This window comes from Inquilinus sp. CA228, assembly GCF_052078665.1.
Classification (GTDB): domain Bacteria; phylum Pseudomonadota; class Alphaproteobacteria; order DSM-16000; family Inquilinaceae; genus Inquilinus.
The window spans coordinates 107,258-127,066 of sequence record NZ_JBQJIK010000002.1 but is presented as its reverse complement, the minus strand read 5'-3'; the positions used below and the strand labels follow the sequence as shown (position 1 = coordinate 127,066).

19 protein-coding genes are annotated in these 19,809 nt (G+C 71.1%); 10 read left to right on the top strand and 9 right to left on the bottom strand.

The window, feature by feature from the left end; all coding sequences use genetic code 11:
• The first annotated feature begins 81 nt into the window (after nucleotides 1-81).
• From ACTOWL_RS01565 to ACTOWL_RS01530, 8 genes are read left to right on the top strand one after another with little or no spacing between them, the layout of a single operon-like run.
• Nucleotides 82-1,002, top strand: a complete 921-nt coding sequence (locus tag ACTOWL_RS01565) for an ABC transporter permease (RefSeq protein WP_441319427.1) — start codon at nucleotides 82-84, stop codon at nucleotides 1,000-1,002.
• Nucleotides 1,003-1,012: 10 nt separating this feature from the next.
• Nucleotides 1,013-1,849 carry an ABC transporter permease gene (locus ACTOWL_RS01560; protein WP_441319426.1) on the top strand — a complete coding sequence of 279 codons (837 nt, stop codon included), beginning with the start codon at nucleotides 1,013-1,015 and terminating at the stop codon, nucleotides 1,847-1,849.
• A 32-nt stretch (nucleotides 1,850-1,881) separates the two neighbouring features.
• Nucleotides 1,882-3,459 (top strand): ABC transporter substrate-binding protein, encoded by a 1,578-nt coding sequence (locus tag ACTOWL_RS01555; RefSeq protein ID WP_441319425.1) that lies wholly within the window; start codon nucleotides 1,882-1,884, stop codon nucleotides 3,457-3,459.
• Between the two features lie 5 nt (nucleotides 3,460-3,464).
• A complete protein-coding gene (locus tag ACTOWL_RS01550) occupies nucleotides 3,465-4,277 on the top strand; it encodes a creatininase family protein (RefSeq protein ID WP_441319424.1) in 813 nt (270 codons plus the stop codon).
• Nucleotides 4,274-5,914 (top strand): ABC transporter ATP-binding protein, encoded by a 1,641-nt coding sequence (locus ACTOWL_RS01545; RefSeq protein WP_441319423.1) that lies wholly within the window; start codon nucleotides 4,274-4,276, stop codon nucleotides 5,912-5,914. Before ACTOWL_RS01550 ends, ACTOWL_RS01545 begins: the two co-directional genes overlap by 4 nt.
• Nucleotides 5,901-6,584 (top strand): RraA family protein, encoded by a 684-nt coding sequence (locus ACTOWL_RS01540; RefSeq protein ID WP_441319422.1) that lies wholly within the window; start codon nucleotides 5,901-5,903, stop codon nucleotides 6,582-6,584. The genes ACTOWL_RS01545 and ACTOWL_RS01540 overlap by 14 nt, the downstream gene beginning before the upstream one ends.
• Nucleotides 6,577-8,133: a gamma-glutamyltransferase gene (locus ACTOWL_RS01535; protein ID WP_441319421.1), complete on the top strand. Its 1,557-nt coding sequence runs from the start codon at nucleotides 6,577-6,579 to the stop codon at nucleotides 8,131-8,133. The genes ACTOWL_RS01540 and ACTOWL_RS01535 overlap by 8 nt, the downstream gene beginning before the upstream one ends.
• Before the next feature lie 10 nt (nucleotides 8,134-8,143).
• Nucleotides 8,144-9,025 (top strand): N-formylglutamate amidohydrolase, encoded by an 882-nt coding sequence (locus tag ACTOWL_RS01530; protein WP_441319420.1) that lies wholly within the window; start codon nucleotides 8,144-8,146, stop codon nucleotides 9,023-9,025.
• A 65-nt stretch (nucleotides 9,026-9,090) separates the two neighbouring features.
• On the opposite strand, the gene ACTOWL_RS01525 is transcribed toward ACTOWL_RS01530, so the two are convergent.
• Both ACTOWL_RS01525 and ACTOWL_RS01520 read right to left on the bottom strand, forming a co-directional pair.
• A complete protein-coding gene (locus ACTOWL_RS01525; RefSeq protein WP_441319419.1) occupies nucleotides 9,091-9,741 on the bottom strand; it encodes a M23 family metallopeptidase in 651 nt (216 codons plus the stop codon).
• A gap of 191 nt (nucleotides 9,742-9,932) precedes the next feature.
• Complete coding sequence (locus ACTOWL_RS01520) at nucleotides 9,933-10,559, bottom strand: helix-turn-helix domain-containing protein (RefSeq protein ID WP_441319418.1); 627 nt, start codon at nucleotides 10,557-10,559, stop codon at nucleotides 9,933-9,935.
• Nucleotides 10,560-10,679: 120 nt separating this feature from the next.
• On the opposite strand from ACTOWL_RS01520, the gene ACTOWL_RS01515 reads away from it, so the two are divergent.
• Nucleotides 10,680-11,258 carry a PIN domain-containing protein gene (locus ACTOWL_RS01515; RefSeq protein ID WP_441319417.1) on the top strand — a complete coding sequence of 193 codons (579 nt, stop codon included), beginning with the start codon at nucleotides 10,680-10,682 and terminating at the stop codon, nucleotides 11,256-11,258.
• A gap of 244 nt (nucleotides 11,259-11,502) precedes the next feature.
• Here the strand turns inward: ACTOWL_RS01515 and ACTOWL_RS01510 are convergent, their stop codons facing one another.
• Genes ACTOWL_RS01510 through ACTOWL_RS01500 form a run of 3 tightly spaced genes read right to left on the bottom strand, consistent with a single transcriptional unit; the run spans nucleotide 11,503 to nucleotide 14,894 of the window.
• The gene (locus ACTOWL_RS01510) at nucleotides 11,503-12,531 is read right to left on the bottom strand and encodes a substrate-binding domain-containing protein (RefSeq protein ID WP_441319416.1); all 1,029 of its coding nucleotides are present in this window, start codon (nucleotides 12,529-12,531) and stop codon (nucleotides 11,503-11,505) included.
• Nucleotides 12,532-12,565: 34 nt separating this feature from the next.
• Nucleotides 12,566-13,579 (bottom strand): succinylglutamate desuccinylase/aspartoacylase family protein, encoded by a 1,014-nt coding sequence (locus ACTOWL_RS01505; protein WP_441319415.1) that lies wholly within the window; start codon nucleotides 13,577-13,579, stop codon nucleotides 12,566-12,568.
• A gap of 1 nt (nucleotide 13,580) precedes the next feature.
• Entirely contained in the window at nucleotides 13,581-14,894 is a 1,314-nt protein-coding gene (locus ACTOWL_RS01500) for an alanine racemase (RefSeq protein ID WP_441319414.1), read from the bottom strand.
• Nucleotides 14,895-15,012: 118 nt separating this feature from the next.
• Here ACTOWL_RS01500 and ACTOWL_RS01495 point away from each other — a divergent pair, with 118 nt between their 5' ends.
• Nucleotides 15,013-15,918 carry an amidohydrolase family protein gene (locus tag ACTOWL_RS01495; protein WP_441319413.1) on the top strand — a complete coding sequence of 302 codons (906 nt, stop codon included), beginning with the start codon at nucleotides 15,013-15,015 and terminating at the stop codon, nucleotides 15,916-15,918.
• A gap of 16 nt (nucleotides 15,919-15,934) precedes the next feature.
• Here ACTOWL_RS01495 and ACTOWL_RS01490 read toward each other — a convergent pair whose 3' ends face one another.
• From ACTOWL_RS01490 to ACTOWL_RS01475, 4 genes are all read right to left on the bottom strand, one after another.
• Nucleotides 15,935-16,315, bottom strand: coding sequence for a RidA family protein (locus ACTOWL_RS01490; RefSeq protein WP_441319412.1), 381 nt, complete (start codon nucleotides 16,313-16,315; stop codon nucleotides 15,935-15,937).
• Between the two features lie 91 nt (nucleotides 16,316-16,406).
• Nucleotides 16,407-17,360, bottom strand: coding sequence for an ABC transporter permease (locus ACTOWL_RS01485; protein WP_441319411.1), 954 nt, complete (start codon nucleotides 17,358-17,360; stop codon nucleotides 16,407-16,409).
• Nucleotides 17,357-18,298 (bottom strand): ABC transporter permease, encoded by a 942-nt coding sequence (locus tag ACTOWL_RS01480; RefSeq protein WP_441319410.1) that lies wholly within the window; start codon nucleotides 18,296-18,298, stop codon nucleotides 17,357-17,359. The genes ACTOWL_RS01485 and ACTOWL_RS01480 overlap by 4 nt, the downstream gene beginning before the upstream one ends.
• A complete protein-coding gene (locus ACTOWL_RS01475) occupies nucleotides 18,295-19,797 on the bottom strand; it encodes a sugar ABC transporter ATP-binding protein (protein WP_441319409.1) in 1,503 nt (500 codons plus the stop codon). The genes ACTOWL_RS01480 and ACTOWL_RS01475 overlap by 4 nt, the downstream gene beginning before the upstream one ends.
• Nucleotides 19,798-19,809 lie beyond the last annotated feature (12 nt).

Genomic DNA, 19,809 nt, shown 5'->3' with positions numbered 1-19,809 from the left:
GGATCAGCCGCTTCCTTGCCGATCGCGGGCCCCCTCCCGAGACCGGCCCTGCCCGCCCCCGAAAACGGAGAAGGCTGCTGCATGGTGCGCTTCTGGTCGGTGAAAGCCGCACGGACCCTCCTGACGCTCTGGTTCGTCGTGACCTTCGCCTTCATCGTCCTGCGCGTCTCGGGCGACCCGGTGCAGTCGCTGCTGGGCCCGGACGCCACGCTCGAGGAGATCGCCCAGTTCCGAGAGGCCTGGGGCCTCGACCGGCCGCTGCCCGAGCAGTATCTGCGCTATGTCGTGCAGATGGCGTCGGGCGAGTTCGGCACCTCCTACCGCGACGGAAGGTCGGTGACCGAGATCATCGCCGAGCGCGTGCCCTGGACCGTGCTGCTCGGGCTGTCCGCATATGCCGTCGCCATCCTGGTCGGGGTGCCCGCCGGCATCGTCGCGGCGCTGCGCCGCGGCTCCGCTGTCGACCGGCTGGTGATGGGCTTCGCCGTGTTCGGCTTTGCGTTGCCGAACTTCTTCCTCGGCATCCTCTTGATCCTCTTGTTCTCCCTGACCCTGCAATGGCTGCCGAGCTCGGGCACCGGCTCGATCCTGCACCTGCTGATGCCGGCGGCGACGCTCGGCGTCTACACCGCCGGCACGCTGGCCCGCTTCACCCGCTCGGCCATGCTGGAGGTCTTGAGCAAGCCCTATATGCGCGCCGCCGCGGCCAAGGGCGCGCCGCCCGTGTACCGGGTGCTGCGCCACGCCTTGCCCAATGCCGCCATCCCGATCGTCACCGTCATCGGCCTCAATCTCGGCGCGCTGGTCGGCGGCGCGGTGGTGGTGGAGACGGTGTTCGCCTGGCCCGGCATCGGCCGGCTGCTGGTCACCGCCGTGACCTCGCGCGACCTCGCCGTGGTGCAGGCGCTGGTGCTGCTGGTCGCCGTCACCATGGTCGCGGCCAATCTCGCGGTCGACCTGCTGTACGGGCTGCTCGACCCGCGCATCCGCGCGGCGCGCTGAGGGCCGGGCGATGCGGCGCTTCCCCTGGTTCCTCGCAGCGGCGTTCCTGATCCTGGCGGCGGCGCTGCTGGCGGCCCTGTTCGGCGGCTGGCTGACGGCCTACGGCGTGACCCAGCAGAACCTGCTCGCCCGGCTGAAGCCGCCGGCGTTCCTGGGCGGCGACCCGCGCTACCTGCTCGGCACCGACCGGCTCGGCCGCGACATGGTGGCCCGGCTGGTCGGCGGGCTGCAGATGTCGCTGTCGGTCGCCGTCGCCGGCACGGTGATCGGGGCGGTGGTCGGCTGCGCCGTCGGCTTCATCGCCGCGCATTTCCGCGGCTGGGTCGAGGAGACGCTGATGATGCTGGTCGACTTCCAGGCGTCCCTGCCCTTCATCCTGATCGCGCTGACCCTGCTGGCCTTCTTCGGCAACAGCCTGACGCTGTTCGTCATCCTGATGGGGCTGCATGGCTGGGAATCCTATGCCCGGCTGGCGCGTGGCGTGGTCCTGTCCGCCGCCAGCCAGCCCTATGCCAAGGCGGTGGTGGCGCTGGGCGCCTCGCCGATGCGCCTGTACCTGCGGCACATCCTGCCGAATGTGGCGAGCGCGCTGATCGTGCAGGTCACGCTCAACTTCCCACAGATCATCCTGCTGGAGACCGCGCTGAGCTTCCTCGGCCTCGGCATCCAGCCGCCGATGACCAGCCTGGGCCAGATCCTCGGCGACGGCCGCGAATACCTGTCCAGCGCCTGGTGGATCGCGGTCTGGCCCGGGCTGGTGATCTTCGCCGTCACCCTGTCGATGAGCATCGTCGGCGACTGGCTGCGCGACCGGCTGGACCCGATGCTGCGCGTCCGCACCGCCTGAGAATCCGAACCAAACAAACAAAGGAGGCTTCGATGTTCACAAGACGCGGTTTCGGCAAGCTGGCGCTCGGCGCCGGCGCGGTCTCGTTGGCGACGCCGCTGCGATACGGGCGGGCGGCGGACCGGCCGGTGCTGACCATCGCGGTGGACAATTTGTGGCAGACGATGTCGCCGATCAACGGCCTCAGCACCACCTCGAACCGGATCTTCCCCAACTTCTACGAGGCGCTGATCGAGCGCGACTACCTCTCCGACCCGAACGGCCTGGCGCTGCAGCCGAAGCTGGCGACGAAGTGGGAGCGGAACGGCACGGTCTGGACCATCGAGCTGCGCCAGGGCGTCAAGTTCCACGACGGCACGGACATGACGGCCGAGGACGTCGCCTTCACCCTCGGCGCCGACCGGCTGTGGGGCCCGAAGCCGTTCGAGCCGCGCGGCAAGACCTTCACCGCCGGCTTCAAGCGGGTGGAGGCCACCGGCCCCCACACCATCGAGATCGAGACCGCCACGCCCGACCCGAACGTCCCGGGCAAGCTGACCGGCAATATCGGCCTGGTGGTGCCGAAGAAGTACTATCTCGAGGTCGGCGTCGACCGCTTCGGCCAGGCGCCGATCGGCACCGGGCCCTACAAGGTCACCACCTTCCGCTCCGGCGAGGTGATGGTGCTCGACGCCTTCGCCGGCTATTGGGGCGACCCGCCGCCGGCGCGGCAACTGGTGTGGAAGATCGTGCCGGAATTCGCGGCGCGCCTGGCCGGGCTGGTGTCGAAGGAGTTCGACTTCATCGTCAACATCCCGACCGACCAGGAGCCGACGCTGGCGGGCTATCCCGAGGTCAAGCTGGTCCGGCGCCAGGTCGAGAACTACCCGGCCTTCGCCTTCAACACCCTGCCCGACCCGCCGGACAATCCGCTGGTCGACCCGAAGCTGCGCTATGCCATGGTCCAGGGCGTCAACATGGACGAGATCGTCACGGCCCTGTTCGGCGAGTCCACCTACCACCCGGCGGTGCCGTTCAACTTCACGGAATACGGCAAGTTCTACGACCCGGAGCTGAAGCCGAAGCTGCCCTACGACCCGGAGCGGGCCAAGGCCCTGGTCAAGGAGACCAGCTATGACGGCCAGAAGCTGCTGTGGCACATCACCCGCCAGTTCTATCCGAACTACGAGGCCGCGGCCGAGGTGATGGTCGAGCAGTGGCGCGAGATCGGCGTCAATGTCGAGGCCCAGGTGCTGGACAATTTCGAGCTGGTCTATCGCCGCCCCTATCACCTGATGAACATGTCGATGAGCTCGGACTTCATCCCGGGCGACCCGTACCAGCCGCTGTGGCTGGACTGGGGCCCGACCGCGACCCGCTCGACCGCGAGCTGGAAGTCGTGGACGCCGACCGAGAAATTCGTCGAGCTCGGCCGCGCCTTCGAAAAGGAGATCGAGTTCGAGAAGCGCAAGGCGGCCTATCTCGCCCTGTCGGAGGAATGGCAGCGGGTCACGCCGGGCTTCTATCTGTGGAAGAGCGTCTACAACTGGGCGCATCGCGGCGACATCCAGTGGACGCCGATCGGCGACAGCGACATGCGCCTGTATGGCGGCTACCTGAAGCTGGGTTGAGACCGATGCCGCTGCGCAAGCACGCCCTGAAGGACATGACCTTCGTGGAGTTCCGCGAACGTCTGGCCGAGCGCCCGGTCATCCTGCTGCCCTTCGGCAGCCAGGAGGAGCAGGGCCCGCACGCCCCGATGGGCGACTACATGCTGACCGAGCGGCTGTCGGTGCTGGCGGCGGAGGCGGCGGACGCGATCGCCGCCCCCACCGTCCCCTTCGGCTATGCCGATTTCTTCCGCACCGTGCCGGGCGGCATCCAGCTGCGCGCCGAGACCTTCTCGGCCGTGCTGGAGGACACGGTGACCGCCTTCCTCGACCATGGCGTCGAGCATCTGGTCGTGTTCAACGGCCACAGCTCGAACGCGCCCTTGATCGACCAGACGCTGCGCCGCCTGCGGCGCGAGCGCGGCGTGGCGGTGGCGGCGCTGAACATCTGGCGGCTGATCCCGCCGGAGCTGTGGCGCGAGTTGCACGGCGAGAACGCCGGCCGGGCCCGCGGCCATGGCGGCGATCCGCTGACCTCGGTCTATCTGCACCTGTTCCCCGAGCTGATGCGGCCCGACCTGGTGCGCCCGGCGACGCCGTCCCAGGCCTTCGGCCTGCCGACCGACGGCGTCGCCGCAGTCAGCTTCGAGGGGCTGCCGGTGCAAATGCCGCTCGACGTCACCGAGGTCAACCCGGACGGCATGCTGGGCGGCGACCCGACCCTGGCCGATGCGGCCATCGGCGCCCGGGTGGTCGAGCATATCGTCGGATTCACCGCCCGCTTCGTCGCCCATTTCCGCCGTTGCGACCCGCGCCGGGTCGAGACGGCGCCGACATGACGCCGCTGCTCGCCATCGAGGATCTGCGCGTGCCGCTGCCGCCGGCGGCGGAGCGGCCGGATGCCGTCGCCAACCTGTCGCTGACGCTCGGCCGCGGCGAGATCCTCTGCGTCGTCGGTGAATCCGGCTCCGGCAAGTCGATGACGGCGCTGGCGGTGATGGGGCTGCTGCCGGCCAACCTGCCGGCACCGAGCGGCCGCGTGATCTTCGAGGGCCGCGACCTGCTGGCCCTGGCCGAGCGCGAGCGGCGCGACCTGGCCGGCCGCCGCATCGCCATGATCTTCCAGGAGCCGAGCGCCGCGCTGAACCCGATCTACCGGGTCGGCGACCAGGTGGCCGAGACCTTCCGGCTGCACACCAAGCTGTCGGCCGCCGAGATCCGGGAGCGCGTGCTGGCGCTGTTCCGCGAGGTCCGCCTGCCCGACCCGGAGCAGCTGTATCACAGCTATCCGCACCAGCTGTCCGGCGGGCAGTGCCAGCGCGTGATGATCGCGACGGCGCTGGCGCTGGACCCCGCCATCCTGATCGCCGACGAGCCGACCACCGCGCTCGACGTCACCACCCAGGCGCAGATCCTGCGGCTGATGCTGGACCTGCGGCAGCGGCACGGCACCGGCATCCTGTTCATCACCCATGATTTCGGCGTGGTCGCCGAGATCGCCGACCGGGTCGCGGTGATGCAGAACGGCAGGCTGGTCGAGGAAGGCCCGCGCGACCGCGTGCTGCGCCGGCCGGAGGCGGCCTACACCCGCGACCTGCTGGCCGCGGTGCCGAAGCTGGAGCCGCGCCGCGCCCGGCCGGGGCTGGGCCCGGTCGTCGTCTCGGCCAAAGGCATCGCCAAGACCTTCCGCAAATCCGGGCTGTTCGGCGGCGGCCGCAGCGTCAAGGCGGTGGACGGGGTCGATGTCGAGATCCGCCGCGGTGAGACGCTGGGGCTGGTCGGCGAATCCGGCTCCGGCAAATCCACTTTGGCGCAATGCATCATCCGGCTGATCGAGCCCGAACACGGCGACATCGTGCTGCCGGGCGGCTCCTTCTCCGCCCTCAGGGGCAAGGCGCTGCGGGCGGCGCGGCGGCGGGTGCAGATCGTGTTCCAGGATCCCTACAGCGCGCTCGACCCGCGGCAAAGCGTCGGCGCCGCCCTCGCCGAGGGGCCGGTGATCCACGGCCTCGACCGGGACGGCGCGCGGGACCGGGCGCTGAAGCTGTTGCAGGCCGTCGGCCTCGACGCCGAGGCGGCCGGCCGGTTCCCGCATGAATTCTCCGGCGGCCAGCGCCAGCGCATCTGCATCGCCCGGGCACTGGCGATCGAGCCGGACCTGCTGATCGCCGACGAATCCGTCTCGGCGCTCGACGTCTCGGTCCAGGCCCAGATCCTGGATCTGCTGGCCGAAATGCAGCAGCGGCTCGGCTTCGCCATGCTGTTCATCACCCACGACCTGCGCGTGGCCAGCCGGATCTGCGACCGCATCGCCGTGATGCGCCAGGGCCGCATCGTCGAGGAGGGCGAGCCCGCCGCCCTCTTCGGCGCGCCGCGCGAGGCCTACACCCGCGAGCTGCTGTCGGCCGTGCCCGGCCGCGACTGGGGCCGGGAGGATTCCGGGCCGGAAGGAGCGAAGCTGCATGAGAAAGTATGAGATCGGCGCCGTGCCGCCGCAGATCGCCCCGGCCCTGGCCGAGAAGCTGGCCCGGGTCGAGATCGCCACGATCGGCCATTTCCGCCATCGCGGCTTCGTGCACCGCAGCATCGCGCCACTGCAGCCGGTGCGCGGGACGCTGGTCGGCACCGCCGTCACGGTCGCGATCCCGGGCACGGATTCGACCCTGCTGCACCACGCGATCGGCCTGCTGCGGCCGGGCGACGTGCTGGTGATCGACCGGCTGGGCGACGACCGCCACGCCTGCCTCGGCGGCGGCGTCGCCCGGGCGGCGCTGCGGGCCGGCGCCGTGGCCGTGGTGCTGGACGGCCCCTGCACCGACCCGGAGGAGATCCGCGAGGCCGGGCTGCCGGTCTGGTGCCGCGGCGCCTCCGCCATCACCACCCGGCTGAACGATCTGGGCGGGGGGCTGAACCTGCCGGTTTCCTGCGGCAACGTCCCGGTGCTGCCGGGCGACGCCGTCCTGGCCGACGCCACCGGTGTGCTGATCCTGCCGCCCGGCGAGGCCGAGGCGGCGGCCGACGAGGCGATCATCCGCGAGGCCCGCATCGCCGAGCGGCAGGCCCGCGCCCAGGCCGGGCAGACGCTGGGCGACCTCTCCGGCGCCAGCCGCCTGGTCGCCGCCGACCAGGGGGCCAACCATGGCTGATCCCCGCTTCGCCGCCGCCCGGGTCGAGCGCTGGCAGTTGAGCAAGCCGGCGGCCGCGGGGCCGCACGGCGTCGTCACGTCCCAGCACTACGCCGCGGCCGAGGCCGGCGCCGCGGTGCTGGAGGCCGGCGGCAACGCCGTCGACGCCGCGGTCACCGGCGCCCTGGTGCTGCAGACGGTCGAGCCCTGGATGAGCGGCCTCGGCGCCTGCGGCTATCTGATGGTCGCCGAGCCCGACGGAAGGGTGGAGGTGGTGGAGTTCACCGGCCGCGCGCCGCTGCGCTTCGACCCCGAGGCCTACCGGCCGGACCCGGAAGGGTCGACCACCTTCCTCGGCATGCCGGCCTCGGCGAACCAGGCGAATGTGCGCGGCTACAGCGCGGCGGTGGTGCCCGGCTGCGTCCGCGGCCTGGCCGAGGCGCTGCGGCGCTTCGGCACCATCGGCTTCGACCGGGCCCTGGCCCCGGCGATCGAACGCGCCCGCCAGGGCATGACGGTCGACTGGCACGCCACCCTGGCCATCGCCATGGCCGAATCCGACCTGCGGCGCGACGATGGCGCCCGCGCCGTGCTGATGCCCGGCGACACGGTGCCGGAGCCGGACACCGTGCTGCCGCTGCCGGTGCTGGCTGCGACGCTGGAGCGGCTGGCCGAGGCCGGGCCGGAGGATTTCTACACCGGCCGGACCGCCGAGCGCCTGGCCGACGACCTGCGCCGCGGCGGCAGCTTCATCACCGCCGAGGACCTCGCCGCCTACCAACCGAGCGTCTACACGGCCTCCGCGGCCGGGATCGCCGGCCGGCAGGTCCATGTCGCCGGCGACAGCAGCGGCGGCCGCCGGCTGCACGACGCGCTCCGCCGGTTCGACGCCCAGCGCGGCGCCGGCCCGCTCGACCCCGGCTTCTACACCGCGATGACGGCGGCGCTGCGCGACGCCTTCGCCGCCCACCGCGCCCGGCTGATCCCGGCCGAGCTGAGCACCACCTCCAGCACCACCCAGCTCAACGCCGCCGACCGCGACGGCCGCATGGTGGCGCTGACCTTCACCCTGCTGAACCGCTTCGGCGCCCGGGTGCTGTCGCCGGCGACCGGCGTGCTGCTGAACAACGGCATGTCCTGGTTCGACCCGCGGCCCGGCCGGGCGAACAGCCTGCGGCCGGGCGCCTTCGGCCCGAACAACATGTGCCCGGTGGCGATCACCGACGCCGACGGCCCGCTCGCCGTGCTCGGCGCCTCCGGCGGCAACCAGATCGTGCCGGCGCTGGCGCAGATCACGGCGATGCTGCTGCATGCCGGGATGGGCGTCGAGGAGGCGCTGAACACGCCGCGCATCAATGCCGGGCCGGCCGCCGGGATCACCGTCGACATCGACCTGCCGGCGGAGTGCGTCGCCGCGCTGGAGCCGCTGGGCACGATCCGCCCGGCCCAGCGCGCGGTCTATCCCCGCCCCTTCGCCTCGCCCTCGGCCATCGCCCGCGAGGGCGGCGGCTTCACCGGCATGGCCGACACCACCTACCCCACCTCCCAGGCCTCCGCCGCCGCCCGCTGACCGAGCCACGATGACCCAGCCCGCCCTCCGCATCGAGGCCGTCGCGATCGACGGCGTCCTCTCCATCGTCCCGCCCCGAGGGCTCCCGAGCCCGATGGTGTTCGACAGCCCGCACAGCGGCCTGGCGCTGCCCGCCGATTTCCGGCCGGCGGTGTCGCCCGAGCTGGTGCGCCTCGCCTCCGACACCCATGTCGACGCGCTGTTCGACTTCATCCCGGACCTCGGCGCGCCCTTCCTCCTCGCCCATTTCCCGCGCAGCTTCCTCGACGTGAACCGGTCGCTGCTCGACGTCGATCCCGAACTGGTCGAGGGCGACTGGCCGCATCCGGTGCGCGACAGCGGCTCGACCCGGCGCGGCATGGGGCTGATCTGGCGCTATGCCTGGGGCGACGCGGCGATGTATGACCGGCGCCTGGCGGTGGCCGAGGTCGAGGCCCGGATCGAGCGCTACTGGCGGCCCTATCACGACCGGCTGCGCGGCCTGCTCGACGCGGTGCACGGCGCCTTCGGCCGGGTCTACCACATCAACTGCCACTCGATGCCGGCCGTCGGCCATGCGCTGTCGCCCGACCCGGCCGGCACGGTGCGGCCGGACTTCGTGCTCGGCGACTATGACGGCGCCAGCTGCGAGCCCGGCTTCGTGCAGCTGGCCGCCGAGACCTTGCGCGGCCTCAGCTATTCGGTCGCGCTCAACGTGCCGTTCCGCGGCGCCGAGCTGGTCTCGGCCTATTCCGCCCCGGAGCGCGGCCGCCACAGCCTGCAGATCGAGATCAACCGCCGGCTGTACATGGACGAGGAGAGCCGGGAGCGGACCGCGGGGTTCGAGGCGCTGCGCGGGGATCTGGAGGGGCTGGGGCGGGTGCTGCGCGACTACGCGGCAAGCCGGCCTTGAGCCCCAGACCCCGAAGGCCGGCCAGGCGTCCAGGCTGTTGATCCTGGCGGAATGACAGCCCCTCCTTACGAGCCCCTGGCGGCCAGATCGATCAGATACTGGGTGGGGTTCAGCAGGCTCGGCGGGCGCGGCTTGTCCGCCCTCCAGCTCGAATTCAGGATGGTTCCGGAGGTGTAGGTCTCGAAATGACACATGTGACTGCCGCTGGTCATGAGACCCACGCGGCCGATCTTGTCGCCGGCTTTCACCTTGGAACCGACATTCAGGCCGAACTGGATCAGGGAGTCCTGTGCGACCTCACCGTAGTTGATCACGATCCCACTGTCGCACGCGACCAGCAGTGCATATGTCCCTTTGTAGAAATGATAGAAATTGACGATCTTTCCGCCTTCGCAGGCGAGGATGATGTCGCTGGCATTGCCCCACAAGTCTACGCCAGCATGATGCCGTGCTCCGTTTTGGCGCGACGCCATGAACCGCCTGGATGCATTGCTCGTGACGACGTCGCCGTCGGGCTCTTCGTAGTTGACCTCCCGGCCACGCGGGTCTTTCGTGCGGATCGGCCAATACACCGTTCCTGACGTGGTCGGAGCAAATGGGACGCCACCGACCTGAGCCGGCGCGCTGGGCGCGGTCCATACCGGTGGGTTCGGGATCGTAGGGGCCTTAGCCATCAATGCCTCCATGAAACAGGACAATGAAACGACTTCGATCAATCGCGCGCATATCCGGCCGAGCCTGGCTGGGACGGTAATGTCCCGGCGACGGAAACGCCGCCCATCTCGGCCTTGGCAGAAAAGGACTGTACGATAGTGCCGCCGCAGCGATCCCGTCATCCCTCAAACGGAGGATGTCGGTTGGGAAGTTGTCAGCGGCTTTCGGCTTTCAGCGGCATCTCGGCTCGGGTTCACTGGGATTTGTCATCAAGTTCATAGCCGCCCACGTCTTCGCTGAGCGCCGCCAGGCGATCCAACGCTGATGCGCGCTTGGCATCGCGTCGTGCTTTGAAGGTCAGGACGTCGACCAACCGCAGCCGCCTATGGCTCCCGACTTTTCGCGCTGGCAGTTCGCCGGCGTCGACCAGCCGGACAAGATATTGACGGGACATATTCAGAAGGTCGGCGGCCTCCTGGGTCGATAGAATCTCCTCGTCGGACATGACCGCGACGGGATGACCTTCGGCGATAAGCTCGGCGGCGCGATACATGATCTCGGCCAGTGCTGTGGGGACCTCGACCCGCTGCCCTTCGGCGCCAACGACTTCGACCAGGCCGCGACCTTTTGCCGGCGCTGACGAAAGCAGCGAGACGATTCGCGCAGCCGCCGTCCGCTCGGGCGTCGAAATGGTCGTCGAGGAGCGAGGCGGCTCTTTGCCGGATGAAGAGCGAACTGAAGCTGTCATGTCGGCAATATGGCGCTCAAACGCTATAAACGCAACTGCTGCAACCACCCCCTCACCCTCCAGGACGCAACCGTCAGCGCCTTCCTCGAACGGGCGATGGACGTCGGCGCAAACGACGTGCTCGATGAGCACAAGGCTCTGGTCGCCGCCCTGAAAGGCGAGGATGCCGAAGAAACGAAGCCCTCGAAGGGGAAGTCGCCCGCAAGGGGAAAGGCACCTGGAGCGCGCCGAAGGAAGAAAGAAGAGCCCTAGATGCTGATCGCCATCCTCGACGCGGATGTGCTCTTTCCGATGGTGTTGCGCGACACGCTGCTGCGCGCGGCTGCCGCTGGCTGCTTCCGCGTCCACTGGTCGGATCGCATTCTGGACGAGGTGACCCGCAACCTGGTCGAGGACTATGGAATGGTGCCGAGCAAAGCCGGTGCGCTCCGCGAGGCAATGGAAGAGGCCTTTCCGGACGCCAGCGTCGCCGGGTGGGAGGACATCGAGTCCGAGATGCCGAACCACCCGAAGGACCGGCATGTGGTTGCGGCGGCAAGCGCGATAGGCGCCAAGCTTGTGGTGACGTCGAACATCCGAGATTTTGCGGTCCTTCCGTCCGGGGTCGTCGCAATGCGGCCAGATCAATTCCTCTGCGAGCTGCTGAGGGCCAAGCCGGACGAACTGCTTGGCGCACTCAGCGTACAGGTCTCGGCCTATCGTCGGCCGTCGTTGACGATCAGGGAGTTGCTCGAGCGACTGGCCCGGATCGTACCCGAGTTCGCGGCTCAGGCTCTGCAGGCAGTTGGGACGGACAGCGGCATGACCGCGCCAGGGCAAGAAGACAAGTGACGTCCGAAAAGCGGGGAACACGGGCGCCGACGATACGAAAACTTGAAATCAGCGGCTTCCGCGGTGTTCGGCCCCGACATGATCGCCGCCCCACGCCTGAATGTCATTCCGGGCGCTGCCGACGGTGACAAGTCGACGATCTTGCAGGCGCTCGCCCTGATGGTTTCGACGGCGCCGAGCGGGAGAAACCGCCCTCAGACCGCCGCGCCAGCACCGTTTCCGGACGCTCCCTCCCCGCCGCCCCCTACCCGCTCGCCCGCACCACCAGGCTGAGCTCCACCAGCTCGATCCCACGCTCCGGCCTCTCCCCGCCGAGGCGGGTCAGCAGCAGGCGGCCGGCGCGGCGGCCGATGTCGTCGCTGTCGATGCGCACCGTGGTCAGCCCCGGCTCCAGCGCCTCCGCCAGCTCGATGTCGCCGAAGCCGGCCACCGCCAGGTCGCCCGGCACGGCGAGGCCGCGGCGCCGCGCCTCGAACAGGGCGCCGACCGCCAGCAGGTCGTTGCCGAAGAACGCCGCGTCGAGCGGCTCGCCCTGCGCCAGCAGCGCGGCCATCGCCTGGCGCCCCTCGGCCAGGCCGGCCGGGCCCTCGACCGAGAGCTCCGCCGCCGGGCGCAGGCCGTGCTTGGCCAGGCCTTCCTTGAAGCCCTGCAGCCGCAGCACGCCGCGGCCGCCGCCGCGGCCGACATAGGCGACGCGGCGATAGCCGCGCTCGCCGAAATGCTCGCCGACCAGCCGCCCGCCGTCGAAGTTGGAGAAGCCGACCAGCATGTCGATCGGGTCCTGCGGATAGGCCCAGGTCTCCATCACCGGCACGCCGAGCGAGCGCAGCGCCTCGCGGTTCTCCTCCAGCTCGATCACGCCGGTGAACAGCACCGCGGCCGGCCGCAGGTCGCGCAGCGACCGGATCATCGCCGTCTCCCGCGCATAGGAATAGGCGGTCTCGCCCATCATCAGCCGGTAGCCCGCCGGCTCCAGCACCTCGGCGCAGGCCCGCACGGCGCGGGAGAATTGCGGGTTGGCGATGTTGGAGACGAAGGCGGCGACCAGCGTCGACGGAGATGATACCGCCGCCGGCCGGCCGCCGGAGCGCAGGCGGATGGCGTCCTGGTTCGGCGCGTAGCCGGTCTGCTCGATCGCCGCCTGGATCCGGCGGCGCTTGTCCTCCGCCACCTTCTCCGGCTGGCGCAGCGCGCGGGACACGGTGATCGGCGACACCCCGGCGATGCGCGCGACCTCGTCGATGCGGGGCGGCCGCTTCTCCGATTCCGTCATCCGTTCCCCTCCGTCGGCCCGCGCCGCGCGCCGGTCACCGGCCGGCGTCCAGCATCTCGGCCACCTGGATCAGACAGTCGCCCGGTTCGCACCGGCTGTGCAACCGGTGCGAGATCACCACGCCGGCCTCGGCGAAGCGCAGCGGCGCCTCCGCCACCTCCAGCCGGTCGAGATCATGGACCCAGCCGGCCAGGTCGCCGACCGCGACCTCGGCGCCGACCTCGACCGCCGGCTCGAACCAGCCGGGTGCCGTGGCGTAGATCGCCTGGCTGTGCCGGGCCAGCGACAGCAGCCGCATCGCCCCCGCCGCCGGCGCCGGGCCGAGCAGCGGCGCGTCGATCACGCCGAGCGCCAGCAGCAGCGCGTCGATCGCGGCCGAGGCGCCGCGCATCGTCGCCGGCGTCACCGTGCCGCCGCCGCCGAACTCGCCGGACAAACCGATGATTCCGGCCCGCGCCGCGGCGCCCATCGAGGTCGGCGCCGCCGGCCCGTTGTCGGCGATGAAACCATAGGGCAGGCCGAGCGCACGCATCAGCGCCACCGCCCGCTCCTGCCGCGCCGGCTCGGCATGGCGCTCGATCAGGGCGCAGGGCAGATGCGCCATCGAGGTGCCGCCGGAATGCAGGTCGAACACCAAATCGTGGCGCGGGAACAGCTCGTGCTCGAGGAAATCGGCGATGCGCTGGGTCGGGGTGCCGTCCGGGTCGCCCGGGAAGGCGCGGTTGAGGTTGCCGCCGTCGAGCGGCGAGCAGCGCTTCGACGCCCGCACCGCCGGCGCGTTGGCCATCGGCAGGATGGTCACCGCGCCGCGCATCCGCGCCGGGTCCAGCCGGCGGATCAGCCGGGCCAAAGCGAACTCGCCCTCGTATTCGTCGCCATGGTTGCCGGCCAGCAGCAGCACGCTCGGGCCGTCGCCGTTCCTGATCCGCGCGACCGGGACCTTGACGTGGAAATAGGGCGACCGGTCGACCGAGAAGGGTATTCCCAGATGGTCCAGGACCTTGCCGTCGGCGGCGAAATCGATGGTGTGGAACAGGCCGGTGTGCATCTCAGCCGAAGCAGGTGGGATAGGCGGCCTGGACGCGGCCCTGGCCGTCGATGCCCCAGATCACGCGCCAGCGGTCGAGGCAGGTGCAGGGGTGGGAGATGCCGAACTCGATCACGTCGCCGACCGCGACCGGGCTGCCGGCGCCGAGCGCCAGGAAGCAGTGCTGGTCGTTCAGCTTCATCACCCGCGCCTCCTCCGAACGAGCGAAGGCGGCCAGCGGGCGGCCGTCGCGGTGCAGCCGCAGCGGCGTCGGCAGGTCCTGGTCGGAGGAGACGTCGCGCATGCCCATGCCGCAGATGGCCAGGCCCGGCGCCGGGCGCGACAGCACCTCGGCCCAGATCCGCAGCGCCGGGCGGAACCCGTCCGACGCGCTCGCCGCCTCGCCGCCCAGGCGGAAGCCCTGGCGGGCGTCGAGCGCCGCCAGGCCGCGCCGGTAGAGGCCATGGTCGTGGAAGAAGATCGCGCCGCTGCGCAGCACCAGCCGGGCCTTGCCGTCGGCGGCGGCCACCGGGCCGAGATGCCGCACGACCAGGTCGAAATACACCGAGCCGCCGGCGGTCAGGATCAGCGGCGCCTGCGGCCCCGCGGCGGCGCGGACCTTACCGAAGGTCTCCGCCGCCAGCGCGGCGAGGTCGGCGATCGCCGTCCGCGTCCGCTCCGCATCCGCCGTCGCCGCCGCGCCCTCATAGGCGCCGACCCCGGCCAGGCGCAGCCGGCCCTCGCTGGCCTGGACCGCGGCGATCACCCGCTCCGCCGCCGCCAGGTCGCGGGCGCCGGCGCGGCCGGCCCCGACCTCGACCACCACCGGCAGCGGCGCCAGCCGCGCCTCGCGCCAGGCGGCGTCGAGCGCCGAAACGGCCTCGGGGGAATCGACGAAGGCGTAGATCTCGGCCCGGGGATAGGCCTCGTGCAGCCGGGCCAGGCGGCGGGCGCCGCCCGGGCCGCCGACCTGGTTGGCCAGGATCAGCCGGTTCAGCCCGGCGCGCAGCATCACCGCGGCCTGGCGGATGTCGGCCACCGTGGTGCCCCAGGCCCCGGCCGCGACCAGCGAGGCCGCCAGCGCCGGCGCCATCGGCGTCTTGGAATGCGGCGCGATCGCCGCCCCCTGCTCCGCCGCATAGCGCAGCATCAGCGCCCGGTTGCCGGCGAAGGCGTCCTCGTCCAGGGTCAGCACCGGCAGCGACATGGTGCCCTCGGCCGGGTGCCAGCCCTGCGCCGCCACCGCGTCCAGCGGGATCGGCCCGGCGCCCGGGGGCACGCCCCGGATGCCGTCATGCAGCATCTCCGCTTCCCGCACGATGATCCCGTCGGCCATGATCGCGCCGCTCCCCTTCCCTGTCCTTGGTCTTCCTTAAACGGCAGCGGCAGGCTATCTGTCAAGACAACGTTGTCATCGATCCGGCACAGGACGGACATCCTGCGGGAGAGCTTGCGTGACCCAGCCCTATGACGGCCCGATCGTCGACGCGCACCATCATCTCTGGGACCTCTCGATGGACCGCCATCCCTGGCTGCGCCCGGCACGGGGAGAGATGGTGTTCGGCGACAACGCGCCGTTGCGCCGCAACTATCTGCCGGCCGACTACCGGGCCGATGCGCGCAACCAGCCGGTGGTCGCGACCGTGCATATCGAGGCCAGCTGGGACCCCGCCGATCCGGTGGCCGAGACCGAGTGGCTGGAGACGCTGGACAAGGCGGACGGCATCGCCAGCCGTTACGTCGCCCATGTCCCGCTCGAGTCACCGGACGCGGCGGCGCTGCTCGAGCGCCAGGCGGCCTTTCCCTGCGTCGTCGGCATCCGCGACATCCTGAGCTGGCACCCCGACCCGGCGCGCAGCTTCGTCGCCCGGCCGGACCGGATGGACGACCCGGCCTGGCGCCGCGGCCTGGCCCTGCTGGCCGGGCATGGCCTGAGCTTCGACCTGATGATCTATCCGGGCCAGATGGCGGATGCGCTGCGGCTGGTGCGCGACTTTCCCGGCCAGGTCTTCATCCTGAACCATTGCGGCAGCCCGGCCGACCGCGACCCGGAGGGGATGGCCCGCTGGCGCGCCGGCCTGGCGGCACTGGGCCGCGAGCCGAACGTCCATCTCAAGATCTCCGACCTCGTGGCCTATGACCATGACTGGACGCCGGACAGCCTGCGCGACGTGGTGCTGGCCTGCCTGGACGCCTTCGGCCCCGGCCGGTCGCTCTTCGCCAGCGACTTCCCGGTGGCCGGGCTGCATGCCTCGTTCGACCAGGTCTGGGACGGCTTCAAGGCGTTCACCGCGGACCTGACCCCGGCCGAGCAGCGGGCCCTGTTCCACGACAACGCCCGCCGGCTGTATCGCCTTTGATATGTCTTGAAGGTCGCTACGCCTCGGCGATCATTGCGATCGAGACCTTGAGCCCGGGGATGCGGACAGGGAGCTTGGCTCCCTGTCGTGCCGGCGGGTCGGTCGGAAACCACCTCACCCATTCTTCGTTCATGCCTGGGAAGTCGTCCTCATCGGCGAGGATGACGGTGGCGCTGACAGCCTTGTCGAGCGTGGTTCCGGCGGCTTTCAGAATGGCTAAGATGTTCCGCAGGGCTTGCGCCGTCTGCTCCTGTATCGTCTCGCCGACGATCTTGCCCGTCGCCGCGTCGTAGGCGGCCGTCCCTGAGACGAACACCAGTCCCGCGCATGTGACCGCATGACTGTAAAAGGCTGGAGCCTTGGGAAGATCATCGGCGGAGACAATGGCCCGCGACATGTCGCTGCTCCTCATCCTCTGATGACTGTCTCCTCGCACCCGATTGCGGCGGAAATCCAGTCGATCGGAGAGCGCAGATCCTGACCGAATGCTAGCGCCGAGCCTCTCTGCCCGACAGCAGCAAGAGCCCCAGGATCAGCCCGCCGAACAGGATGCTGCGCCAGCCGGGCGAGGCGTTCACCACGGTGATCAGCGCGGTGATGGTGACCAGCAGGATCGCCCCCGGGATGGTGCCGGCATAGGTGCCGCGCCCGCCCAGGATCGAGGTGCCGCCCAGCACCACCGCGGCGATCGAGGTCAGCAGGTACGGGTCGCCGATGCCGACATAGCCCTGCCGGTTCATGCCCAGCACCAGCACCCCGGCGATGCCCGCCATCAGCCCGCTGAGGGTGTAGAGCAGCACCGTCGTCCGCCCGATATCGACGCCGGACAGCCGCGCCGCCAGCGGGCTGGTGCCGAGGGCGAAGATCCGGGCGCCCGCCGCGGTGCGGTGCAGCAGCACCAGCACCCCGGCCGAGACCACGAGCCACAGCAGGATGCCGACCGGCACCCCGGCCGGGCGGGCCGAGCCGAGCCATTCCACCACCGGGTTGCGCACGGTGATGGCGCTGCCGCCGGCGACGATCACCAAGAGGCCCTGCAGCAGCGTCGCCATCGCCAGCGTCATGATCAGCGGGGGCACCCGGAGAGCGGCGATGCCGAGCCCGTTGAGGAAACCGATGCCGGCCGCGACCAGCAGCGTCGCCGCCACCCCGACAAGGCCGGTCGGGTCCCAGGCCACCGACAGCAGCGGCAGCAGGATCGCCGTCACCGTGATCACCGCGCCGACCGCGAGGTCGATGCCGCCGCCGATCACCACCAGCGTCTGCCCGGCGGCGACCAGGCCGATCACGGCCGCCAGCTCCAGCAGGTAGCGCAGATGGCCATAGGCGCCGAAGCCGCGGGTCAGCAGGCTGGCGGCGATCCACACCGCGGCCACCACCAGCCAGGCCAGCACCACCTTGTGCCGCAGGATGGCGGGCAGCCTGGTCGCGAGTGCGCTCATGCCCGCCTCCAGCGGATCTGCGGCAGCGCCACGGCGCCGACGATGATCAGCCCCTGGGCGATGTATTGCGCCACGGGCGGAAAGCCCAGGAAGAACATGACGTTGATCATGACGCTGAGCAGCAGGCTGCCGGCGATGGCGCCGCGCATGGTGCCGGCCCCGCCGAGGAAGCCGACCCCGCCCAGCACCGCCGCGGCGATCGAGTTCAGGGTGAAGGGCGTGCCGATCACCGGGTCGCCCGATCCCGTCTGCGCCGCCACGAACAGCCCGGCCAGCGCCGCCAGCATGAAGCTGACCGCATAGGCTACGATCTTGGCGAGGTCGACCGGCACGCCGGAGCGGTAGGCGCCGACCGGGTTGTCGCCGGCGGCGTAAAGGCCGATGCCGATCGGCGTCGCCAGATACAGCTTCCAGCCGATCGCCAGCAGCACCAGCAGCAGCAGCGCCACCGGCTGGTTGCCCGCGAGAAGATCCGACAGCCAGTCCGGCACGTCGCCACCCGGCCGCGGCAGCACCAGCAGCGCCGCGCCGCCGAGGATGAAGGACCCGGCCAGGGTGACGATGATCGCCGGCAGCCGGAACAGCGCCACGATCGCGCCGGCCCCGGCCCCGACCGCGAGCCCGATCGCGGCCACGGCCAGCACGCCGCCGGGCACGCCGAGCAGCCCGTCGAAGCTGGTGGCGGCGACCACGGCGCCGAGGCTGACCATGGCGCCGACCGCGAGGTTGATGCCGCCGGTCAGCATGATCATCGCCTGGGCCATCGCCACCAGCGCCAGTGGGAACCAGTTCTGGGTGAATTTGGCGACGCCCTCGACGCTGACCAGCCCCGGGAACAGCGCGACATACAGCACCAGGAACAGCGCCACGATCAGGTACAGCCCGCGCAACCCCTGGTGCCGGCGGCCCTGGATCGCCCGATAGAGTGCGGTGCTCATGCCGCCAGCCCCGGCGCGGCGACGCCCATGGCGGCGCCGACGATCGCCTCCTCGCTGATCCCCGGCCGCTCCAGCGTCGCCACGGTGCGGCCGGCGAACATCACCGCCACCCGGTCGCAGAGATGGACCAGCTCGGGCGTGTCGGAGCTGAGCAGCACGATCGCCTTGCCCTGCGCCGCCAGCGCCCGCAGCATGACGTAGATCTCCCGCTTGGTCTCGACATCGACGCCGCGCGTCGGGTCGTTCAGCAGCAGCACGCGCGGCGCCAGCGGCAGCCACTTGGCCAGCGCCACCTTCTGCTGGTTGCCGCCGGACAGCGCCTGCACCGGCCGCGCCGTGTCGCCCTTGATGGTCAGGCGCTTGGCGAGGTCGGCCACCGTCGCCGCCTCCCCCGCCCGGTCACGCAAGCCACGCGAAGGCCGCGCCAGCGTCGGCAGCATCAGGTTGAAGGCGATGCTGTGCGGCAGCAGCAGCCCCTCCTTCTTGCGGTCGGCCGGCACATACGCCAGGCCGGCCGCCGTCGCCTCGGTCACCTTGCCGAAGGGCCGCTCGGCGCCGGCGATGCGCGCGGCAGCGGCCGCCGCCGGCAGGGCGCCGACGAGGCCGAGCAGCAGGTCCTCCAGCCCCTGCCCGACCAGCCCGCCGATGCCGACCACCTCGCCATAGCGCACGGTCAGATCGACCTCCCGCGCGGCCCCGGCGCGGAATCCCCGGATCTCGATCGCCGCCTCCTCCTGGGCGGCGGGCTGCCAGGCCGGGAACAGGTCGCCCGGGTCGCGCCCGACCATCAGCCGCACCAGCCCTTCCGGGTCGACGCCGGCCAGCGGCCGGTCGGCGGTGCGGCTGCCGTCCTTCAGCACGGTGGCGTAATCGCAGAGGTCCAGCACCTCGTTCAGCCGGTGCGAGATGTAGAGGATGGCCACGCCCTCGTCGCGCAGCCGCCGCACCAGCCGGGCCAGGGTCTGCGCCTCATGCGCCGACAGCGACGAGGTCGGCTCGTCCAGGATCAGCACCCGCGGCTTCCGGTACAGCGCCTTGGCGATCTCGACCATCTGCCGGCGGCCGAGCGACAGGGCGTCGACCGGCAGGTCCAGCGGCTCGTCCAGCCCGACCAGGTCGCAGGCCGCCCGGGCCCGCGCCACCAGCGCGCCGTAGTCGATCAGCCCGAGCCGCCGCGGATAGGCGCCGAGGCCGATATTCTCGGCGATCGACAGATGCGGCGCCAGGCTCAGCTCCTGCTGCACCACGGCGATGCCAGCACGCTGAGCCTCGCGCGGCGTCAGGTGGCTGGCGCCGCGGCCATCGACCGTCAGCGACCCGCCATCCGGCCGCAGCGCCCCGGACAGGATGTTGATCAGGGTCGACTTGCCGGCCCCGTTCTCGCCCAAGAGGGCATGGACCCGGCCGGGATGCAGCGCGATCGAGACGTTGCGCAGCACCGGATTGCCGAAGAAGGCCTTGGACACGCCCTCGGCAGCCAGGATGGGCGACGCCGTCACGGCGCCGCCCCC